Source organism: Bhargavaea sp. CC-171006 (genome assembly GCF_009761675.1).
Taxonomy (GTDB): Bacteria; Bacillota; Bacilli; order Bacillales_A; family Planococcaceae; genus Bhargavaea; species Bhargavaea changchunensis.
The window spans coordinates 116,717-134,453 of the sequence record NZ_QUZH01000027.1; the positions used below are offsets into that span (position 1 = coordinate 116,717).

Annotated in this window: 13 protein-coding genes; 2 read left to right on the forward strand and 11 right to left on the reverse strand. The window is 57.0% G+C overall.

Going from position 1 to position 17,737, the window contains the following annotated elements:
- Positions 1 to 10: 10 nt before the first annotated feature.
- From priA to gmk, 4 genes are all read right to left on the reverse strand, one after another.
- Positions 11 to 2,419 (reverse strand): primosomal protein N', encoded by a 2,409-nt coding sequence (gene priA / locus DZC51_RS12730; RefSeq protein WP_157296484.1) that lies wholly within the window; start codon positions 2,417 to 2,419, stop codon positions 11 to 13.
- Complete coding sequence (gene coaBC / locus DZC51_RS12735; protein WP_157296486.1) at positions 2,409 to 3,626, reverse strand: bifunctional phosphopantothenoylcysteine decarboxylase/phosphopantothenate--cysteine ligase CoaBC; 1,218 nt, start codon at positions 3,624 to 3,626, stop codon at positions 2,409 to 2,411. The genes priA and coaBC overlap by 11 nt, the downstream gene beginning before the upstream one ends.
- 70 nt (positions 3,627 to 3,696) lie before the next feature.
- A complete protein-coding gene (rpoZ, locus tag DZC51_RS12740) occupies positions 3,697 to 3,921 on the reverse strand; it encodes a DNA-directed RNA polymerase subunit omega (RefSeq protein WP_157296712.1) in 225 nt (74 codons plus the stop codon).
- Positions 3,921 to 4,547: a guanylate kinase gene (gene gmk / locus DZC51_RS12745; protein ID WP_157296487.1), complete on the reverse strand. Its 627-nt coding sequence runs from the start codon at positions 4,545 to 4,547 to the stop codon at positions 3,921 to 3,923. The genes rpoZ and gmk overlap by 1 nt, the downstream gene beginning before the upstream one ends.
- A 146-nt stretch (positions 4,548 to 4,693) precedes the next feature.
- Between gmk and DZC51_RS12750 the strand changes: the two genes are divergently transcribed.
- Positions 4,694 to 6,391, forward strand: coding sequence for an Rqc2 family fibronectin-binding protein (locus tag DZC51_RS12750; protein ID WP_157296489.1), 1,698 nt, complete (start codon positions 4,694 to 4,696; stop codon positions 6,389 to 6,391).
- 233 nt (positions 6,392 to 6,624) lie between these two features.
- The gene (locus tag DZC51_RS16295; RefSeq protein ID WP_157296491.1) at positions 6,625 to 9,021 is read left to right on the forward strand and encodes a multicopper oxidase domain-containing protein; all 2,397 of its coding nucleotides are present in this window, start codon (positions 6,625 to 6,627) and stop codon (positions 9,019 to 9,021) included.
- A gap of 110 nt (positions 9,022 to 9,131) precedes the next feature.
- On the opposite strand, the gene pyrE is transcribed toward DZC51_RS16295, so the two are convergent.
- The 7 genes from pyrE to DZC51_RS12790 are packed head-to-tail and all read right to left on the reverse strand — an operon-like array spanning position 9,132 to position 17,736.
- Positions 9,132 to 9,764: an orotate phosphoribosyltransferase gene (gene pyrE / locus DZC51_RS12760; protein ID WP_304504517.1), complete on the reverse strand. Its 633-nt coding sequence runs from the start codon at positions 9,762 to 9,764 to the stop codon at positions 9,132 to 9,134.
- Between the two features lies 1 nt (position 9,765).
- Complete coding sequence (gene pyrF, locus DZC51_RS12765) at positions 9,766 to 10,473, reverse strand: orotidine-5'-phosphate decarboxylase (protein WP_157296493.1); 708 nt, start codon at positions 10,471 to 10,473, stop codon at positions 9,766 to 9,768.
- Positions 10,470 to 11,384: a dihydroorotate dehydrogenase gene (locus DZC51_RS12770; protein WP_157296495.1), complete on the reverse strand. Its 915-nt coding sequence runs from the start codon at positions 11,382 to 11,384 to the stop codon at positions 10,470 to 10,472. Before DZC51_RS12770 ends, pyrF begins: the two co-directional genes overlap by 4 nt.
- A complete protein-coding gene (locus DZC51_RS12775) occupies positions 11,381 to 12,148 on the reverse strand; it encodes a dihydroorotate dehydrogenase electron transfer subunit (protein WP_157296497.1) in 768 nt (255 codons plus the stop codon). Before DZC51_RS12775 ends, DZC51_RS12770 begins: the two co-directional genes overlap by 4 nt.
- The gene (gene carB / locus DZC51_RS12780) at positions 12,145 to 15,360 is read right to left on the reverse strand and encodes a carbamoyl-phosphate synthase large subunit (RefSeq protein ID WP_157296499.1); all 3,216 of its coding nucleotides are present in this window, start codon (positions 15,358 to 15,360) and stop codon (positions 12,145 to 12,147) included. The genes DZC51_RS12775 and carB overlap by 4 nt, the downstream gene beginning before the upstream one ends.
- Positions 15,353 to 16,459 (reverse strand): carbamoyl phosphate synthase small subunit, encoded by a 1,107-nt coding sequence (locus tag DZC51_RS12785; protein WP_157296501.1) that lies wholly within the window; start codon positions 16,457 to 16,459, stop codon positions 15,353 to 15,355. Before DZC51_RS12785 ends, carB begins: the two co-directional genes overlap by 8 nt.
- Complete coding sequence (locus tag DZC51_RS12790) at positions 16,456 to 17,736, reverse strand: dihydroorotase (protein WP_157296503.1); 1,281 nt, start codon at positions 17,734 to 17,736, stop codon at positions 16,456 to 16,458. The genes DZC51_RS12785 and DZC51_RS12790 overlap by 4 nt, the downstream gene beginning before the upstream one ends.
- Position 17,737 lies beyond the last annotated feature (1 nt).

Below are 17,737 nucleotides of genomic sequence, written 5' to 3' on the forward strand. Positions count from 1 at the left end.
GTTGCCGGGGTCAGCTGATGGTGGAAGGATTCATATCGATCGACATGAGAATGCCTTCCTTCATCCAGCTGCTTCTGTAGATCTTCACGAGATCCGTCAGAACTCCGGCCAGCTTCGGTTCTTTTTTGTATTTTATCAGACATTGATAGCGATATCTATTGTTCACACGGGCCACTTCGGCTGCCGTCGGGCCAATGATGACAGTGTCCGGCCCCAGCTTCCCCGAAAGGTAGCGTACTGCATTGCCGGCGGTTTCCGACACCTTCATCAGATCCTCATGAGAAAACTGGATCAGCGTCACGAAAAAGAATGGCGGATAGGAATATCTCTTACGGTTCCCCATTTCGATCGCGTAGAACGGCTCGTAGGCCTGGTCCTTCGCAAGCTCGACCGCATAGTGTTCCGGAGCGTACGTCTGGACGATGACCTCCCCTTCCTTCTCATGGCGGCCCGCGCGGCCGCTTACCTGGGTAAGGAGCTGAAATGTCTTTTCTGCCGCCCTGAAGTCGGACAGGCGCAGCATCGTGTCAGCGGACAGAACGCCAACAAGCGTGATGTTCGGAAAGTCCAGGCCTTTTGCGATCATCTGTGTTCCGAGCAGGATATCCGCACCGCCGTCACCGAATTGCCGGAGAAGGCGTTCATGGGCACCTTTCTGGCGCGTCGTGTCCACGTCCATCCGCAACACGCGCGCTTCAGGAAGCAGCCGGTGGAGTTCCTCCTGCACTTTCTGGGTGCCTGTCCCGAAAAAGCGGATATGTTCGCTTCCGCATTCCGGACAGGTGAGGGGAACCGGTTCCTCATGCCCGCAATAATGGCATTGCAGCCGCTCCGTCGCCCTATGGTAGGTCAGCGAGATATCGCAATTCGGACACTGGACGGACGTCCCGCAGTCGCGGCAGAGCACAAACGAGGAATAACCCCTGCGGTTCAGGAACAGCACCGTCTGCTCGCCTTTTTCCAGCCTGTCCCGGATTGCCTCTGCCAGTGCGACCGAGAACATCGATCGGTTGCCGTTTTTCAGTTCCTCGCGCATGTCGACGATCTCCACTTCCGGAAGAGGCTGTTTTTTCGCACGTTCGGTGAGGGTCAAAAGCGAATAGACCCCCTTGTGTGCCCGCGCATACGATTCGAGGGATGGCGTTGCACTGCCCAGGATGACCGGGCATCCATGCTCCTGCGAGCGCCGGATCGCCACATCCCTTGCGTGGTAGCGGGGGCTGTCCTCCTGCTTGTAGCTGGATTCATGCTCCTCATCAAGGACGATGACGCCCAGATTCCTGAACGGCGCGAATACGGCGGAACGCGCACCGACGACAACCTTCACTTCACCGCGCTGCACCTTCCGCCATTCATCGTATTTTTCACCCGCGGACAGCCCGCTGTGCATGACGGCGACCAGCGGGCCAAAGCGTCTTTTAAACCGGGAAGTGATCTGCGGCGTGAGCGAAATCTCCGGTACAAGGACGATCGCTTCTTTGCCGAGGTCGAGCACCTGGCGGATGACCTGCATATACACCTCTGTTTTTCCGCTTCCCGTCACACCGTGCAGAAGAAAAGTTTCATCACGTTCTTCAGCGACCGCTTTTCCGATTTCCCCGACGGCTGTTGCCTGTTCTTCCGTAAGCGGCCCGGGAAGGCCCCCGCTTTCCGGCATCAGGCCGGTCTCCGGCTTCCTGTACACTTCTTCCTCCGTCTCGCGGGCAGCCCCTTTCCCAACAAGCACCTTTAGGGTGGCCCTTGTGGTGCCTGTGGCTTCCATCACATCTTTCGATGGCACGGACATGCCGATATGTGTTTCCATCCAGTCGATCAGTTCTGCCTGCCGGCTCGCCGATTTCGGCAGTGATTCCCTGATCTCCCTCAGCCGGTCCGCTTCCCCGATATGGAGAACCTTCTCTTTTTTAATGTTCGTGCGCTGCCTGACTGCCGTTTCGATCGATATCGCCCCATCCGCAGCAAGTCGTTTAAGCACGGGCAGGAGCCGTTCGCCGAACTCCTTCACGGCCACGACCCGGCGGTTTCGGGCAATCCCCGCCACATCCCCTTCCAATTTTTCCGGTTCAAGGACATGGACGACTTTTTCATACTTTGCCCGGAGGGCGGATGGGAGCATGACCTGAAGTGCATCAATTTCGAAGCAGAGCGTCGTCCGCTTCATCCAATCCGCAAGCTGGAGCATCTCTTGCGTCAGGACCGGCTCAGGGTCGAGCAGCTCGTCCACGGGCTTCAGCCTGGCTGCGGGCACATCGCTTTCTTCCTTGAGACCTGTGACGAAGCCAAGCACTTTCCTGTTGCCGAACGGCACTCTCACTCGAGCGCCGGGCTCGATGACGTTTGCCAATCCTTCCGGAACGGCATAGTCGAATGGCCGGTCAACGGGATGCGCAGACACATCCGTGATAACTTCAGCGATCATCCCGCTCACCCCCGAAAATCCGGAGGAGAAGCTTCAGCGCAAGTTCTTTTTTCTCTGTAGCCGGGAACGATACTTCCATGCCGTCCCGGCCGAACAGGGTGACGACATTCGTGTCGCTTCCGAACACACCCGTAGGGGCGGTCACATCATTTGCGATGATGTAATCAAGGTTCTTGCGCTCAAGCTTGCCCCGCGCGTACTCTGCAACGCGGTCCGTCTCTGCCGCGAAACCGATGAGGCACTGTCCTTCTTTTTGTTCGCCGAGCGTTTTCAGGATGTCAGTCGTCCGCTCGAGTTCGATGACGGAGTCCCCCTCCTGTTTTTTCATTTTGCCGCTGTGGACAGTTTTCGGACGGTAGTCGGCAACGGCCGCAGCCTTGATCACGACATCGGCTGTTCCATACTCCGCAAGAACCGCAGCCAGCATATCCGCCGCGCTTTCCACCTGAACCACACGGACACCTTCCGGAACCGGCAGTCCGACCGGACCCGAGACAAGTACAGTCTCCGCGCCGAGACCGGAAGCTGCTTCGGCCATTGCATAGCCCATCTTTCCGCTTGAGAAATTCGACAGATACCGGACCGGGTCAATCCGTTCCCTGGTCGGGCCTGCCGTGACCACCACTTTCTTGCCTGCCAAGACAGTCCTTTCCGGGGTGAGCCCTTCCCTGAAATGCTGCTCCACAAGCTCAGTGATGCGCTCCGGTTCCTCCAGCCTTCCTTTCCCGACGTATCCGCACGCAAGAAATCCCTCCGAAGGTTCAATAAACCGGTAACCGTCACGGTGTAAGCGATCGATGTTCCGCATCACCGCAGGGTGGGCATACATATGGACATTCATTGCCGGCGCAATCCACACATCGGCTGTGGCGGCAAGCAGTGTCGTCGTCACCATGTCATCCGCGATCCCGTTTGCAAGCTTTCCGATCACATTGGCGGTCGCCGGGGCGACAATGATAAGGTCAGCCCAGTCGGCAAGGTCGATATGGGCAATCACAGATGAGTCTTTTTCGTCGAATGTGTCGGTGTATACATCATTGCGCGACATGACCTGGAAGGTGAGAGGCGCCACGAATTCGGTGGCGGATTCCGTCATGATCACCTTTACCTCGGCCCCTGCCTGGGACAACTTGCTGACAAGCGCCACGGCTTTGTATACAGCGATTCCCCCTGTGACACAAAGAAGGATATGTTTGTTTTTCAGCATCCTTTTTTTCTCCCTTTCGAATGAAAACTCCCAGGAAAAAGTTTCTCCGGGAGTTTTCATTGTGCATATCTTACATTTCGTCTTCGTACTGGATGTTGGCGTCGGAAGCCTGCTTCTCAAGCACACCTTCCGCGACTTCCTCGAGAGCCATGCCGACGAACTTCTCGGCGTCATACTTCTCAAGGAGGAAGTTGTCCCTGGCCTGGATTTCACGGGCTCGTTTGGCGGCGAGGCTTACCAGGGTGTATTTGGAGTCGATCTGTTTTTTGAGCGAGTCGATCGATGGATAAAGCATCATTGCGGATCATTCCCTTCCAGCATGAGTTTGTATCGTTCTTCAACACGGGTGCGACGGCAGTGCTCGGCCGTGATGATGGCATTGATCCGATCGCACGCCCGGCCCACCTCGTCGTTTTCAACAACATAGTCGTAGAGATGCATCATCTCCAGTTCTTCCTTCGCCTTGCCGATTCGGTTGCGGATGACTTCATCGGTCTCCGTACCGCGTCCGATCAGGCGCTGTTCCAGCTCCGACAAATTTGGGGGGGCCAGGAAAATGAAAACACCGTCCGGCATCTTTTCCCGGACTTTCGCCGCGCCGACAACCTCGATCTCGAGGAACACATCTCGCCCAGCGTCCAGTGTCTCATTCACGTAATCCAGCGGAGTGCCGTAATAGTTCCCGACATACTCCGCGTACTCCAGCAGCCGCTCTTCACGGATCAGCTGCTCAAATTCTTCGCGCTTCTTGAAAAAGTAATCTTTCCCGTCCACTTCCCCTTCCCGCGGGCTGCGGGTGGTCATGGAGATGGAATATTCGTAGTTCGTGTCCGGCTGTGAAAACAGCTCCTTGCGCACCGTGCCTTTTCCGACGCCTGATGGCCCCGAAAGGACGATGAGCAGGCCGCGTCCTTTTTTCATAAACGTTTGATCCCTCTGCAGTCAGTATTTCCGCCTTCCGGCACACCGGTAAAGGGCGGAACCGTTTTTGGATGATGTCGCAATTATACCATATCCCTCCGCATGAATGCTAAAATGGAAACAAACGCAATGAAAGAGGCAATCATATGGCTTTTGACGGATTATTCATGATGGCAATGACACAGGAACTCCGGCAGCTCACCGGCGGCCGGATCTCCAAGATCCAGCAGCCGAACACACAGGAGCTGCTTTTCACGGTACGTGCCGGCAGAACCAACCACCGGCTCCTCATCTCGATCCACCCCTCCTACTCACGCATCCAACTCACTGACGAGCCCGTCGACACACCGTCGCAGCCGCCCACGTTCTGCATGTTTCTCCGCAAACATCTGGAGGGCGGCATCATCACCGGCATCCGCCAGGCGGGTGCCGACCGGATCGTCACCCTCACCGTGCGCAGTCGGGACGAGATCGGCGATGACACAATTAGGGAGCTTCATGTTGAAGTGATGGGCAGGCACTCGAACCTGATCCTGACCGATCCTGAACGGAATCTCATTCTGGACAGCCTGAAGCACCTCCCTCCATCTGTGAACAGCTACCGGACGGTGCTTCCGGGACAGCCTTACATCCCTGCCCCGCCCCAGGATAAGCTGGACCCTGTGGAAGCAACAGACAATGAGATCATGGAAATCCTTCGTGACGCGGACACTGCCGGAGCGATTTTCCGGCGCATCGGAGGATTTTCCCCGCTCCATGCTGAAGAGCTGCTGTTCCGGACCGGGGGCATGGAAAAGGAAAACAGGCTTGCGGCATACCGCTCTTATATAGAAGATTTCCGTTCGGGAGGCGCACAGCCGACGCTGTGCGAGGCGGGCGGCAAGGTCTATTTCTCCGCCAACCCCCTCCACCATATCGGCGGCGAAACCAGGGATTTCCCTTCCCTCTCCGAACTCCTCGACAAAGTGTTCCATACAAAAGCGGAGCGGGACCGTGTCAAGCAGCAGGCCGGGGACCTTGAGCGCTGGCTGACGAACGAGGTCCAGAAACTGAAAAACAAGATGATCAAACTCCGGGATGAACAGGAGCAGGCAGGCAAGCTGGACCGGCATCAGCTGTTCGGGGAACTTGTCACCGCCAACCTGTATCAGATCAACAAAGGCGACAGCTCCATTGAAGCAGTGAACTACTATGACGAAAACGGCGGGACTGTCACCATTCCGCTTGACCCAAGACTTACACCGTCAGAAAACGCGCAACGATATTACTCCAAGTACAACAAGGCGAAGCACGCGCTCGTGAAGATTGCCGAACAGCTTGAGAAAGCGGAAGAGGATATCGGTTACTTTGAATCCCTTCTCCAGCAGGTGACCCAAGGCTCCGCGGCGGACATCGAAGAGATCCGTGATGAGCTTGCCGAACAGGGCTTCATGAAGGCGAGACGCCTTAAAAAGAAGAAGAAAAAGGACACCCGTCCAGTTCCGGATGAGTTTGTCTCGAGTACGGGTGTGCCGATTTCAGTCGGCAAGAACAACAAGCAGAACGACTATCTTACATTCAAGCTTGCAAAGCGTCATGAAACGTGGCTCCACACCAAGGATATCCCGGGATCCCATGTCGTCATTCATTCGGATGCGCCGGATGACGAAACCATCAGGGAGGCTGCCTCCCTTGCGGCCTACTTCAGCAAAGCCCGGGAGTCGGCTTCTGTCCCGGTCGATTACACGGAAGTGCGCCATGTGAAAAAGCCGAACGGCTCCAAGCCTGGGTTTGTCATTTACTTTGAACAAAAAACACTCTTTGCCGATCCGGATGAAGATCTGGTAAAGAAGCTCCGAAAGTAAACAAATTTTTGGGTTGGTGTCATACAACGTGACACTCCCAACGAAAAACAAGGGCTCTGACCGCAAAAAAAGCGGCAGCCCTTTTTTTGTGCGTTCATCCAGTTCATCAATTTAAATCTCATCCCCCGGTTGACTGTCCATGATTGGGACTATTTGCGTACATAAGATGAGATAGCATGCCGGATTTTGCCGGTGCATGCAAAAAAATTAATATAGAAAGGAAAATGCATACGATGGGCAAATGCGTCAATCCTTCAGATCCGAACAGCATCCCGAAGTTTATGGATCCGTTGCCGAAACCCACTGTCGCGATGCCGGTTCAGCACGACGAATATCCTGACGGCTCCTATCACGAGCTGGAAATGAAAGAGGGGCTGCACCGTTATCACCAGAACTTCCCCGAGACAAAAATCTGGGGATATGATGGACTGATCCCGGGCCCGACAATCGAGGCAAGAAAAGACAAAACCACCTATGTGAAATACTTGAACAACCTTCCGGATGAACACTTCCTCCCAATCGACCGCACCCTTCACTCCAGCATCGACACTGCCGACGTCCGGACCGTCGTCCACCTCCACGGTGCAAAAGTGGACTGGGAAAGTGACGGCCACCCTGAAGCATGGTACACGAAAAACTATGAGATGACCGGCCCGACGTTCAGAAGGCAGGTTCATGCGTATACGAACCATCAGCCCGGAGCCACCCTCTGGTATCATGACCATGCGATGTCGCTCACTCGCCTGAATGTCTATTCCGGCCTTGCAGGCTTCTATCTGCTCCGCGATGCCCTGGAAGACCGCCTCAGGCTGCCTTCAGGCAAGTATGAAATCCCGATGATGATCCAGGACCGAACGTTCAATGAAGACGGATCGCTCTTCTATCCGGACACGCCACCGTTTCCTGTTACGGTCAATCCTTCGATCACCCCTGGCGTCCTCGGTGATACCATTGCCGTCAACGGAAAACTCTGGCCTTACCTGAACGTCGAGCCGAGAAAGTACAGGTTCCGGATTCTCAACGCTTCCAATAGGCGGGGCTACTCCCTGAGTTTATCGAACGGGGGCACCTTCCATCAGATTGGAACCGACGGAGGCCTTCTTGAGGCGCCGGCCGAACTGACGTCCTTTGACCTGCTGCCGGCAGAGCGGACTGATATCATCGTCGACTTCTCGACGATGCAGGGCCAGACAATCACCCTCCTGAACAATGATCAGGAGTTCCCGCTCAATGAGCATACGAGCGTCGTCATGCAGTTCTCCGTCTGCCTGCCGCTGGACGGCGAGGACGACAGCCAGATTCCGGAAACCCTTTACCCGGAAATGGCACTTCATACTGAGCATGCCCACCTCGTCCGAAATCTTCCTCTTACGGCAACGACAGATGAATACGGACGTCCGATGCTCATGCTGAATGATCATATGTATCATGATCCGGCCTCGGAAAAACCGTCTATTGACAGCATCGAAATCTGGAATTTCATCAATACGACACCGATCCAGCATCCGATCCACCTTCACCTGATCCAGTTCAAAATTCTTGAGCGGCGCCCGTTTGACGTGGATGTCTTTACAGAAACGGGTGAAATCGTATTTACCGGACCTGCCGAGCCGCCACGGGAATATGAGCGCGGCTGGAAGGATGTCGTCAAGGTCGATGTCGGCAAGGTGACGTCGATTGCCATGCACTGGAAGGACTTTACGGGCAACTATATCTGGCACTGCCACTTCCTGGAGCACGAAGACCACGACATGATGCGTCCGATCAAGATCATCGAAGATGCCCATCCGGTTCAGCTGCCGCACGCAGATGAAACTCCAGCGGAAGATCCTGCTCCGGCCGATCCGCCGACCGACACTGCCACTCCGGAGGAAACCCCGGTCACGGATGAGACTGCCGAGGAGACAGTCAACGAGGTGATGGAGGGCACCGATGGCACCACCGCCGGCACAGCGGATGAAGGCGCCGATGAAACCAATGCGGATACGGCTGTCGCAGGCTCCAATGAAACCAATATTATTGCGGCCGTCGAGGGTTATGATGCAGCCTATGCTGTAACGGCAGTTGAAGGTACCGGTGAAACCAATGCAGATGAGGCTGTCGAAGGCTCCGATGAAACCAATGCTGACACTGCAGTGGAAGGCACCGACGACACCAACGCTGACACAGTAGCTGAAGATTCCGGTGACACCAATGCTGATCCGGCAGCTGAAGGTTCCGATGACACCAATGCTGATACAGCAGTGGAAAGCCCTGACGTCACCAATGCTGACACAGCAGCTGAAGATTCCGGCGACGCCAATGCTGACACAGCAGCTGAAGATTCCAGTGACACCAATGCTGATACAGCAGTGGAAAGCCCTGACGTCACCAATGCTGACACTGCAGTGGAAGGCACCGACGACACCAATGCTGATACAGCAGTGGAAGACACGGATCACACTGATGAGGCAACAACTGATGAGGGCTCCGATCAGCCAGCCACGGATACAGCAGTCCAGGGTGATGTAGAAGCAGGTACAGAAGCTGGCCCTGAGCGGGCAGAGTCCGGCGCTGGCCCGGTCTACAAACAAAAGCCATGCAACTGCCCGAAGTGCCGTTACGCAAGGAAGAGAAAGAAAAGCAACTAACAGAATGACGTTATGTTAAGCCGAAGCGAAGTGCAGCGATGCCTTCCTTCGGCTCTTTTCAATAGACAAGAAAAAAACGACCGGCCCTTGAACAGGACCGGTCGGATGTCTTATAGCAGTTCACCTTTACTCAACTTCCCGTGCCATTCGATCAGACTTGGGAGCGATGCTTTCGGTATCGCACCAGAGTCAGCTGCCGCATTCGCGAGTGCGTCAAAGTCGGTGAGGCTGTGGTGCGGCAGGCCGGCCTCTCCGAAATTCTTTTCTGCTTTTTCCAGACCATATGTAAAGATCGAAACAACCCCTAGGACATCGGCTCCCGCATCTTTCGCGGCAGCGGCTGCAGTCAGGCTGCTGCCCCCCGTCGAGATGAGGTCCTCAATGATCACCGTACGGCTTCCGTCCTTTAGCTCCCCCTCGATCTGATTGCCGCGGCCATGGCCTTTCGGTTTTGACCGGATATAGATCATCGGCTTGTCCATCAGGTCGCTGACCCAAGCGGCATGAGGAATGCCGGCAGTGGCGGTGCCTGCAATCACTTCCGCTTCCGGATACTCCGTCCTGATCAATTCGGCCAGCCCCTGTGCGATGCGCTTCCGCACTTCAGGATACGACATGGTCAGGCGGTTGTCGCAATAGATCGGCGACTTGATGCCCGAGGCCCATGTGAACGGCTCTTCCGGACTGAAGCGTACAGCCCCGATCGACAGGAGTGCATCCGCAATTTCTCTTTTCATTGACATTTCAACCAACCTCCCATTGCCGTTTCACGGTTTCATATGCGGCAGCCGGATCGGCAGCCTGGGTAATCGCACGCCCGACCACGATATGCGTCGATCCGGCATGCGCCGCATCAGCGGGCGTGGAGATCCGCTTCTGGTCATGTGCGTCGCCGTCCTCCAGGCGGATGCCCGGCGTCACCTTCAGGAAGTCTTCTCCGCAGGCATCCCGGATGGCCGAGGCTTCGTGTACCGAACAGACGACACCGTCCATTCCGGCCTCATCGGCGAGCCGGGCATACCGGACCACTGAATCCAAAAGTGTGCCCGGAATCCCCTGCTCACGGTTCATCTGCTCTTCCGCGGTGGAAGTCAGCTGGGTGACCGCAATCAGTGCCGGGCGTTTCCGGCCGGAAGGCGTTCCGGCTTCCAGGCCGTCGAGCGCCCGCTCCATCATTTCGCTTCCCCCCGCTGCATGAACGTTCACCATGTCCGCGCCGACTCGGGCGAGCCCTTCCATTGCCCGGCCGACCGTGTTCGGGATATCGTGCAGCTTCAGGTCGAGGAATACCTGATGTCCCCTACCCTTCACCCTTTCCACGATATCCGGACCGTTCTGGAGATACAGTTCCATGCCGACTTTCACCCACAGTCCCGAAGGCATTTTGTCCAGGAATCCAAATGCCTCATCCAGAGCCGGAAAGTCCAGCGCAATGATCGGCGAATGCTTCATATTCTGTGGCTCCTTCCGATAAGTTCCGTGATGTTCCCGATGCCCAGTTCGTCCAGACGGTCAGGAAGGACGTCAATCAATTTCGGACAGACAAAATGGTCAACGAAATTCGCCGTGCCGACCGCGACCGCACTGGCACCGGCAGACATGAAGTTGATGACATCATCCACATCGGAGATGCCGCCCATCCCGATCACCGGGATCGAAACACTCCGGGAGACTTCATAGACCATGCGCAGCGCGACCGGTTTCACGGCCGGTCCTGAAAGGCCGCCTGTTCCATTTGCTATGACCGGCCGTCCTGTGCGAGGATCGAATCTCATGCCTACAAGCGTGTTGATGAGCGTCAGTCCGTCAGCGCCGCCCGCTTCAACCGCACGGGCAATCTCGGTGACGTCGGTGACGTTCGGGGAGAGCTTGACATAGACAGGCACGGACGATACTGCCTTTACCGCCCGCGTAAGTTCCCCGGCAATCTTGGGATCCGTACCGAATGTGATGCCTCCGCACTTCACGTTCGGGCACGAGATGTTCAGTTCAAGTGCATGGACATTTGGAGCTTCGGAGATGCGCTCTGCGACCGCGACATAATCTTCCGTCTCGGAGCCGGCGACGTTCGCGATGATCGGGACATCGTACTGCTCCAGCCACGGAAGTTCCTCCGTGACTACTTTTTCGAGCCCCGGATTCTGGAGGCCGATTGCATTCAGCATTCCCGCGGGCGTTTCCGCAACGCGGGGTGTCGGGTTTCCGAACCTCGGTTCAAGGGTGGTCGCTTTCACCATGATGGCTCCAAGCTTTGACAGATCGTATAATTGTGCATATTCCTTGCCGAACCCAAAACAGCCGCTTGCCGGCATGATCGGGTTTTTCAGTGAAAGTCCGGGCAGTTCCACCTGTAGCCGGTTCATATCGACACCACCCCCGCCTTGAATACCGGGCCGTCCGAGCAGACCTTCACATAGCCGGGGTCGTTTGTATCCGTACGGCAGACACATGCAAAGCAAGCGCCGATGCCGCAGCCCATCCGTTCCTCGAAGCTCAGATAGCCTTCCGTCCCCTGCATCCCGTCCGCAACAGCTTTCAGCATCGGGAGCGGCCCGCAGCTGTAATAGACGCTGAATTCATGGCCGAGCGCCCCCATGACATCGGTCACGAACCCTTTCGTCCCCCGGGAGCCGTCAACCGTCGCGATATGGGTTTCGCCGAGCCGGCTGAATTCCTCTTCATAGAAGACGACATCGTCCGACTGGAAGCCGAGCACATGGACCGGCTCGACCCCTGCTTCCTTCAGACGCTTTGACAGACCGTACAGCGGCGGCACGCCGATCCCCCCTCCGACAAGCAGCGCCTTCGTCCCCGGAGCACCCGCCTCAACGGGGAACCCGTTGCCGAGCGGACCGAGAACGTCGGCCTGGCCATGACGTTCCTTTTCCGAAATTACGCGCGTTCCGTCGCCTTCCGCTCGGTAAATGAGTGTGATCCTTCCATCATCATAGTCGGCAATGCTGATGGGCCGCCTGAGAAGCGGGTCCATCGTCTCACCGGCCCGCACGTGGACAAACTTCCCGGGCTCCCGGATTTCATCGGCCAGCTCCCCTTCCAGGACCAGTTCGAAGATGTTCCTGGCAATTTCCCTCTGGCCCGCGACCTTCATGCGTTCGTTCAGGATCATGCATGGACCTCCCGCGGAGACTTCACATTACGAGGAAGCATCGCCTCTGCCGAGAACGTCATCGATTCGAGGACGCGAAGTACGGCTTTGGTCGTATCGAGGGAAGTCATGCACGGAATTCCGTTTTCGACGGATTCACGGCGGATGCGGAACCCGTCACGCTCAGGCTGCTTGCCTTTGGTAAGCGTGTTGATGATGAACTGGGCTTCCCCCGTCTGGATGACGTCGATCAGCGTCTTGCCTTCGCCACCGATCTTGCCGACCGTCCTGACAGGCAAGCCCGCTTCGCGGAATGTTTCCGCAGTGCCTTCTGTCGCGAGCAGCTGGTAGCCGATATCCGCGAAGCGCGCAGCGATGCCTGCTGCTTCTTCCTTGTCCTTGTCGGAAACCGTGAAGAGAACCGTTCCGTGGTCGCGTATTTCCATTCCGGAGGCGATAAATCCTTTGTAAAGCGCTTTTTCGAATGTATCGTCCTTGCCCATGACCTCGCCCGTCGATTTCATCTCCGGTCCGAGCGTGATGTCGACACGGGCCAGCTTGGCGAAGCTGAACACCGGAACCTTCACATAAACGCCGCTGACCTGGTCAAGCAGCCCGGTCGGATAGCCCTGGCCGGTAATCGATTCGCCGAGAATCGCCTTCGTCGCGATATTGGCCATCGGGATGCCGGTGATCTTGCTGAGGAACGGCACCGTTCGGCTGGAGCGCGGGTTGACCTCGATGACATACACTTCGCCGTCTGCAATCACATACTGGATGTTCATGAGCCCGACAATGTTAAGTCCGCGGGCAAGCCGCTCCGTATAGTCCGTCAGTGTGGCGACCTGCTTGTCCGTGAGGCTCTGCGGCGGATAGACCGCAATGGAGTCCCCGGAGTGGACGCCGGCGCGCTCGACGTGCTCCATGATGCCCGGGATCAGGACGTTTTCGCCGTCACAGATGGCGTCGACTTCGATCTCCTTGCCCGTCAGGTAACGGTCGATCAGGACCGGGTGCTCCGGGCTCGCCTCGACAGCATTTTCCATGTAGTGCATCAGTTCCTGCTCATTGTAGACGATTTCCATCGCTCGGCCACCGAGGACATAGGAAGGGCGCACAAGAACGGGATAGCCGATGCCGCGTGCAATTTCCGCCGCTTCAGGCGCGGATACGGCGGTTTTTCCGAGCGGCTGCGGGATGCCGAGTCCGCGGAGCGTCTCTTCGAACTTGTCTCGGCTTTCAGCGCGGTCGAGGTCTTCCAGAGTCGTTCCGAGAATTTTCACTCCTCGGGCTTCCAAAGCGTCCGCCAGGTTGATCGCCGTCTGGCCGCCGAACTGGACGATGACGCCTTTCGGCTGCTCAAGGTCGATGATCGCCATGACGTCCTCGATTGTGAGCGGCTCGAAGTAGAGCTTGTCGGAGATGGAGAAGTCGGTAGAAACCGTCTCCGGGTTGTTGTTAATGATGATCGCCTCGTAGCCGGCTTCCTGGATGGCCCAGACCGAGTGGACTGTGGCATAGTCGAACTCGACGCCCTGTCCGATCCGGATCGGGCCCGAACCGAGAACGATGACGCTTTCCTTGCCTGATTTCAGCGACTCATTTTCTTCTTCATAAGTGCCGTAGAAATAAGGCGTCTCGGATTCGAATTCTCCGGCACATGTATCGACCATCTTGTAGACCGGCACGAGTCCTTGTTCGGTACGCCACTCGTACACATCCCGCTCCTTCGTCTCCCAGAGTTCGGCGATGGTGCGGTCTGCGAAGCCCATGCGTTTCGCTTTGCGGGCGACCGTGCGGTCAAACGGGTTTTCCCTGAGCGTGTTTTCGTAGGCCACGATCTTTTCGAGCTTGTTCAGGAAGAAGAAGTCGATCTTGCTCCACTCATGGATCTCTTCCACCGTGACTCCGCGGCGAAGCGCCTCGCCGATGAAGAACAGGCGCTCATCGCCCGCGCGGCGGATGCGCTTTTCGATCCATTCCATCGAGAGGTCTTCCCCGTGCTTCAGATTCAGGTGGTAAAGGCCTGTCTCAAGGGAACGCACGGCTTTCAGAATGGCTTCCTCGAATGTTCTGCCGATGGACATGACTTCCCCGGTCGCCTTCATCTGCGTGCCCAGGTTTCGCTTTGCGCTTTCAAACTTGTCGAACGGCCAGCGAGGGATCTTCGCGACGATGTAGTCGATCGTCGGTTCGAAGCAGGCATAGGTCTGTCCCGTCACCGGGTTCATCATCTCATCCAGTGTCAGACCGACTGCAATTTTGGATGCGAGCTTTGCAATCGGATAGCCCGTCGCTTTAGAGGCAAGAGCGGACGATCGGCTGACACGCGGGTTGACTTCGATCGCGTAGAAGTTGAAGCTGTCCGGGTCGAGCGCCAGCTGGACGTTGCAGCCGCCCTCGATTCCAAGCGCACGGATGATGTTGAGCGACACGTTCCGGAGCATCTGGACTTCACGGTCGGACAGTGTCTGGACAGGTGCCACGACGATCGAGTCGCCGGTGTGGATCCCGACCGGGTCGAAGTTTTCCATGCTGCAGACAACAATGGCATTGTCCGCGGAGTCGCGCATCACTTCGAATTCGATCTCTTTAAAGCCTGCGATCGACTTTTCGAGGAGACACTGGCTGACCGGGCTGTACTTCAGGCCGCTCGCGACAATCTCTTCAAGTTCCTTGTCGTCGTGGCAGATGCCGCCGCCCGTGCCGCCGAGCGTAAATGCCGGGCGCACGATGACCGGATAGCCGATTTCCGCAACGAACGCCTTTGCTTCCTCAAGATTATGGATGATGTCGCTTTCCGGTACCGGCACGTCCAGTTCGTTCATGAGGGAGCGGAACAGCTCGCGGTCCTCGGCTTTGTTGATGGCGTCCAGCTTCGTGCCGAGCACTTCGATGCCGAGTTCATCCAGAATTCCCGACTTGTCCAGGTCGATGGCCATATTGAGGCCGGTCTGGCCGCCGAGTGTCGGCAGGATCGCGTCAGGACGCTCCTTGCGGATGATCCGGGAGACAAATTCCAGGGAAATCGGTTCAATGTATACCTTATCCGCAATCTCCGTGTCGGTCATAATCGTTGCCGGGTTGGAGTTGATGAGGATCACCCGGTACCCTTCTTCTTTCAGGGAGAGGCAGGCCTGTGTTCCGGCATAGTCGAACTCTGCGGCCTGGCCGATGACGATTGGCCCGGAACCGATGACGAGGATCGTTTCAATATCTGTGCGTTTAGGCATTGGCGATGATCTCCTTTCCGTTGTGGCGCTCCATGATGTCGATAAACCGGTCGAACAGATGGTTGGAATCCTCCGGTCCCGGAGAAGCTTCGGGATCGAATTGGACGGAGAATGCCGCATGTGTCTCATGGGCAAGTCCCTCGACCGTGCCGTCATTAAGAGCGACATGGGTCACGGTCAGGCCTGTCCCTTCGAGAGAGTCCCGGTCCACCGCGTACTGGTGGTTTTGGGAAGTGATTTCCGTACGTCCCGTTTGCAGGTCTTTCACGGGATGGTTGCCGCCGTGATGGCCGAAGCGCATCTTGAATGTCTTCGCCCCGCAGCTGATGGCAAGCAGCTCGTGGCCGAGGTTGATGCCGAAGACTGGAACTTTTCCGAGCACTTCGCGGATAAAGGCAGGCGCTTCTTGAACATCTTCCGGATTGCCAGGCCCGTTCGAAAGAAGGATTCCGTCCGGATGCCAGGCGAGCACGTCCTCGGCAGAAGTATCGTAAGGAACGACCAGGACATCGCAGCCGCGCTTATTCAGCTCGCGGAGAATGCCGTGCTTCATTCCGTAGTCTACGACGGCCACTCGCTTGCCGCGGCCCGGGCTCGGGTAAGGACGTTTGGTCGAGACGGCTTCGACGAGGCCCGGTGCCATTTCGGAGGCCGCCAGCACCTGAAGTGCTGTATTCAGATCAACATCCTTTCCGGCTTCGGTGAGCATTCCCTTCATCGTGCCTTTTTTGCGGATGATGCGGGTCAGTTTACGGGTATCGATCTCGGAAATCCCGGGAATGCTACGCTTTTGCATGAAGGAGGAGAGCGTTTCGTCACAGCGGAAATTCGACGGCTGCTCCTCGATTTCGCGGACCGCGAGTGCGCCGAGGTTCAGGTCGACCGATTCGGAGTCATCGCGGTTCACCCCGTAGTTGCCGATGAGCGGGTAGGTCATGACAAGAATCACGCCCGTATTGGACGGGTTCGTCAGTGCTTCCTGGTAGCCGCTCATGCTGGTCGTGAAGACGACTTCGCCGACCATGCCGCGGTCCGCTCCGAACGCCTCTCCCTCAAATACCGTACCGTCTTCAAGAATCAGATATCGCTTTTTTGTCATTGTTGACCCTCCTGCCAAACGATGTTGCCGCCGAAGATCGTCATGACCGGCCAGCCTTTGCATGAGCGGCCTCCGAACGGAGTGTTCTTTCCTTTTGATGCAAATGTTTCAGGTTCAATTGTTTTTTCCTTTTCAAGGTCGATCAGGACAAGGTCAGCTGGCAGCCCTTCCGCGATTCGGCCGTATCCGAGGCCGAACACATCCGCCGGCTTTTCAGACAGCCAGTCCGTCAGCTGCTTGAGCGTCCACTTGCCTGTCACGACGAAGTTCGTGTAGAGCAGCGGGAAAGCCGTCTCGAGGCCCGTGATGCCGAACGGTGCCTTTTCCATCCCGGCCGCCTTTTCTTCAGCGGTATGCGGGGCGTGGTCCGTGGCGATCACATCGATCGTGCCGTCGAGCAGCCCTTCGTGAAGGGCTTCCAGATCTTCCTGTGCGCGGAGCGGCGGATTCATCTTCCAGTTTGCATCATTGCCCGGAATGTCGTCTTCCGTCAGCAACAGATGGTGGGGCGTGACTTCCGCCGTCACCCGGATGCCTGCCGCCTTCGCGTCCCGGATTGTCCTCACAGACTCCTTCGTGCTCACATGGCAAACGTGATAGTGCGCGCCGGCCGCCTCTGCCAGAAGGACATCCCTTGAGATATGGACGGATTCAGCAATCGACGGGATGCCCGGGATGCCGAGCTCCCTGCTCCGCTTGCCGTCATGCATGGCGCCGCCATAGATGAGCGTGTTATCTTCGCAGTGCGCCACGACCGGCATGCCGAGCCCCGCCGCATCCCGCATCGCCTCGTACATCATGCCCGCCGACTGGACGCCGACGCCGTCGTCTGTAAAGGCGAATGCGCCGTTTTGCTCCAACTCCGCCATGTCTGTCCGTTCCTTGCCTGCTTCGCGGATGGTGATCGACGCATAAGGCAGCACCCGGACCCGAGCGTTTTCTTCGATGAGCTCGTTGACCTTGCCGATGTTTTCCGCCGAGTCCGGGACAGGCCTCGTGTTCGGCATTGCACAGATGGTCGTGAATCCGCCGCGCGCCGCCGCTTCCGTGCCCGTGCGGATCGTCTCTTTATGCTCGCCCCCCGGTTCACGCAGATGGACGTGCACATCGATCAGTCCCGGCGCGGCAAACCGTCCGCCTCCGTCGACGATCTCATGGCCTTCCTTAGGCAGTTCGTGCCCGATTTCCTTGAACAGGCCGTCTTCAATCAGGATTTCCCCATTCTTGAGTGTCCCGTTTTCATCCAGCATCCGGATGTTACTGATCAATGTGCCCATC

Excerpts from the sequence above, each read along its gene's own strand:
- priA (WP_157296484.1), bottom strand. The coding sequence starts at position 2,419 with ATGATCGCTGAAGTTATCACGGATGTGTCTGCGCATCCCGTTGACCGG.
- coaBC (WP_157296486.1), bottom strand. The coding sequence starts at position 3,626 with ATGCTGAAAAACAAACATATCCTTCTTTGTGTCACAGGGGGAATCGCT.
- rpoZ (WP_157296712.1), bottom strand. The coding sequence starts at position 3,921 with ATGCTTTATCCATCGATCGACTCGCTCAAAAAACAGATCGACTCCAAA.
- gmk (WP_157296487.1), bottom strand. The coding sequence starts at position 4,547 with ATGAAAAAAGGACGCGGCCTGCTCATCGTCCTTTCGGGGCCATCAGGC.
- DZC51_RS12750 (WP_157296489.1), top strand. The coding sequence starts at position 4,694 with ATGGCTTTTGACGGATTATTCATGATGGCAATGACACAGGAACTCCGG.
- DZC51_RS16295 (WP_157296491.1), top strand. The coding sequence starts at position 6,625 with ATGGGCAAATGCGTCAATCCTTCAGATCCGAACAGCATCCCGAAGTTT.
- pyrE (WP_304504517.1), bottom strand. The coding sequence starts at position 9,764 with ATGTCAATGAAAAGAGAAATTGCGGATGCACTCCTGTCGATCGGGGCT.
- pyrF (WP_157296493.1), bottom strand. The coding sequence starts at position 10,473 with ATGAAGCATTCGCCGATCATTGCGCTGGACTTTCCGGCTCTGGATGAG.
- DZC51_RS12770 (WP_157296495.1), bottom strand. The coding sequence starts at position 11,384 with ATGAACCGGCTACAGGTGGAACTGCCCGGACTTTCACTGAAAAACCCG.
- DZC51_RS12775 (WP_157296497.1), bottom strand. The coding sequence starts at position 12,148 with ATGATCCTGAACGAACGCATGAAGGTCGCGGGCCAGAGGGAAATTGCC.
- carB (WP_157296499.1), bottom strand. The coding sequence starts at position 15,360 with ATGCCTAAACGCACAGATATTGAAACGATCCTCGTCATCGGTTCCGGG.
- DZC51_RS12785 (WP_157296501.1), bottom strand. The coding sequence starts at position 16,459 with ATGACAAAAAAGCGATATCTGATTCTTGAAGACGGTACGGTATTTGAG.
- DZC51_RS12790 (WP_157296503.1), bottom strand. The coding sequence starts at position 17,736 with ATGGGCACATTGATCAGTAACATCCGGATGCTGGATGAAAACGGGACA.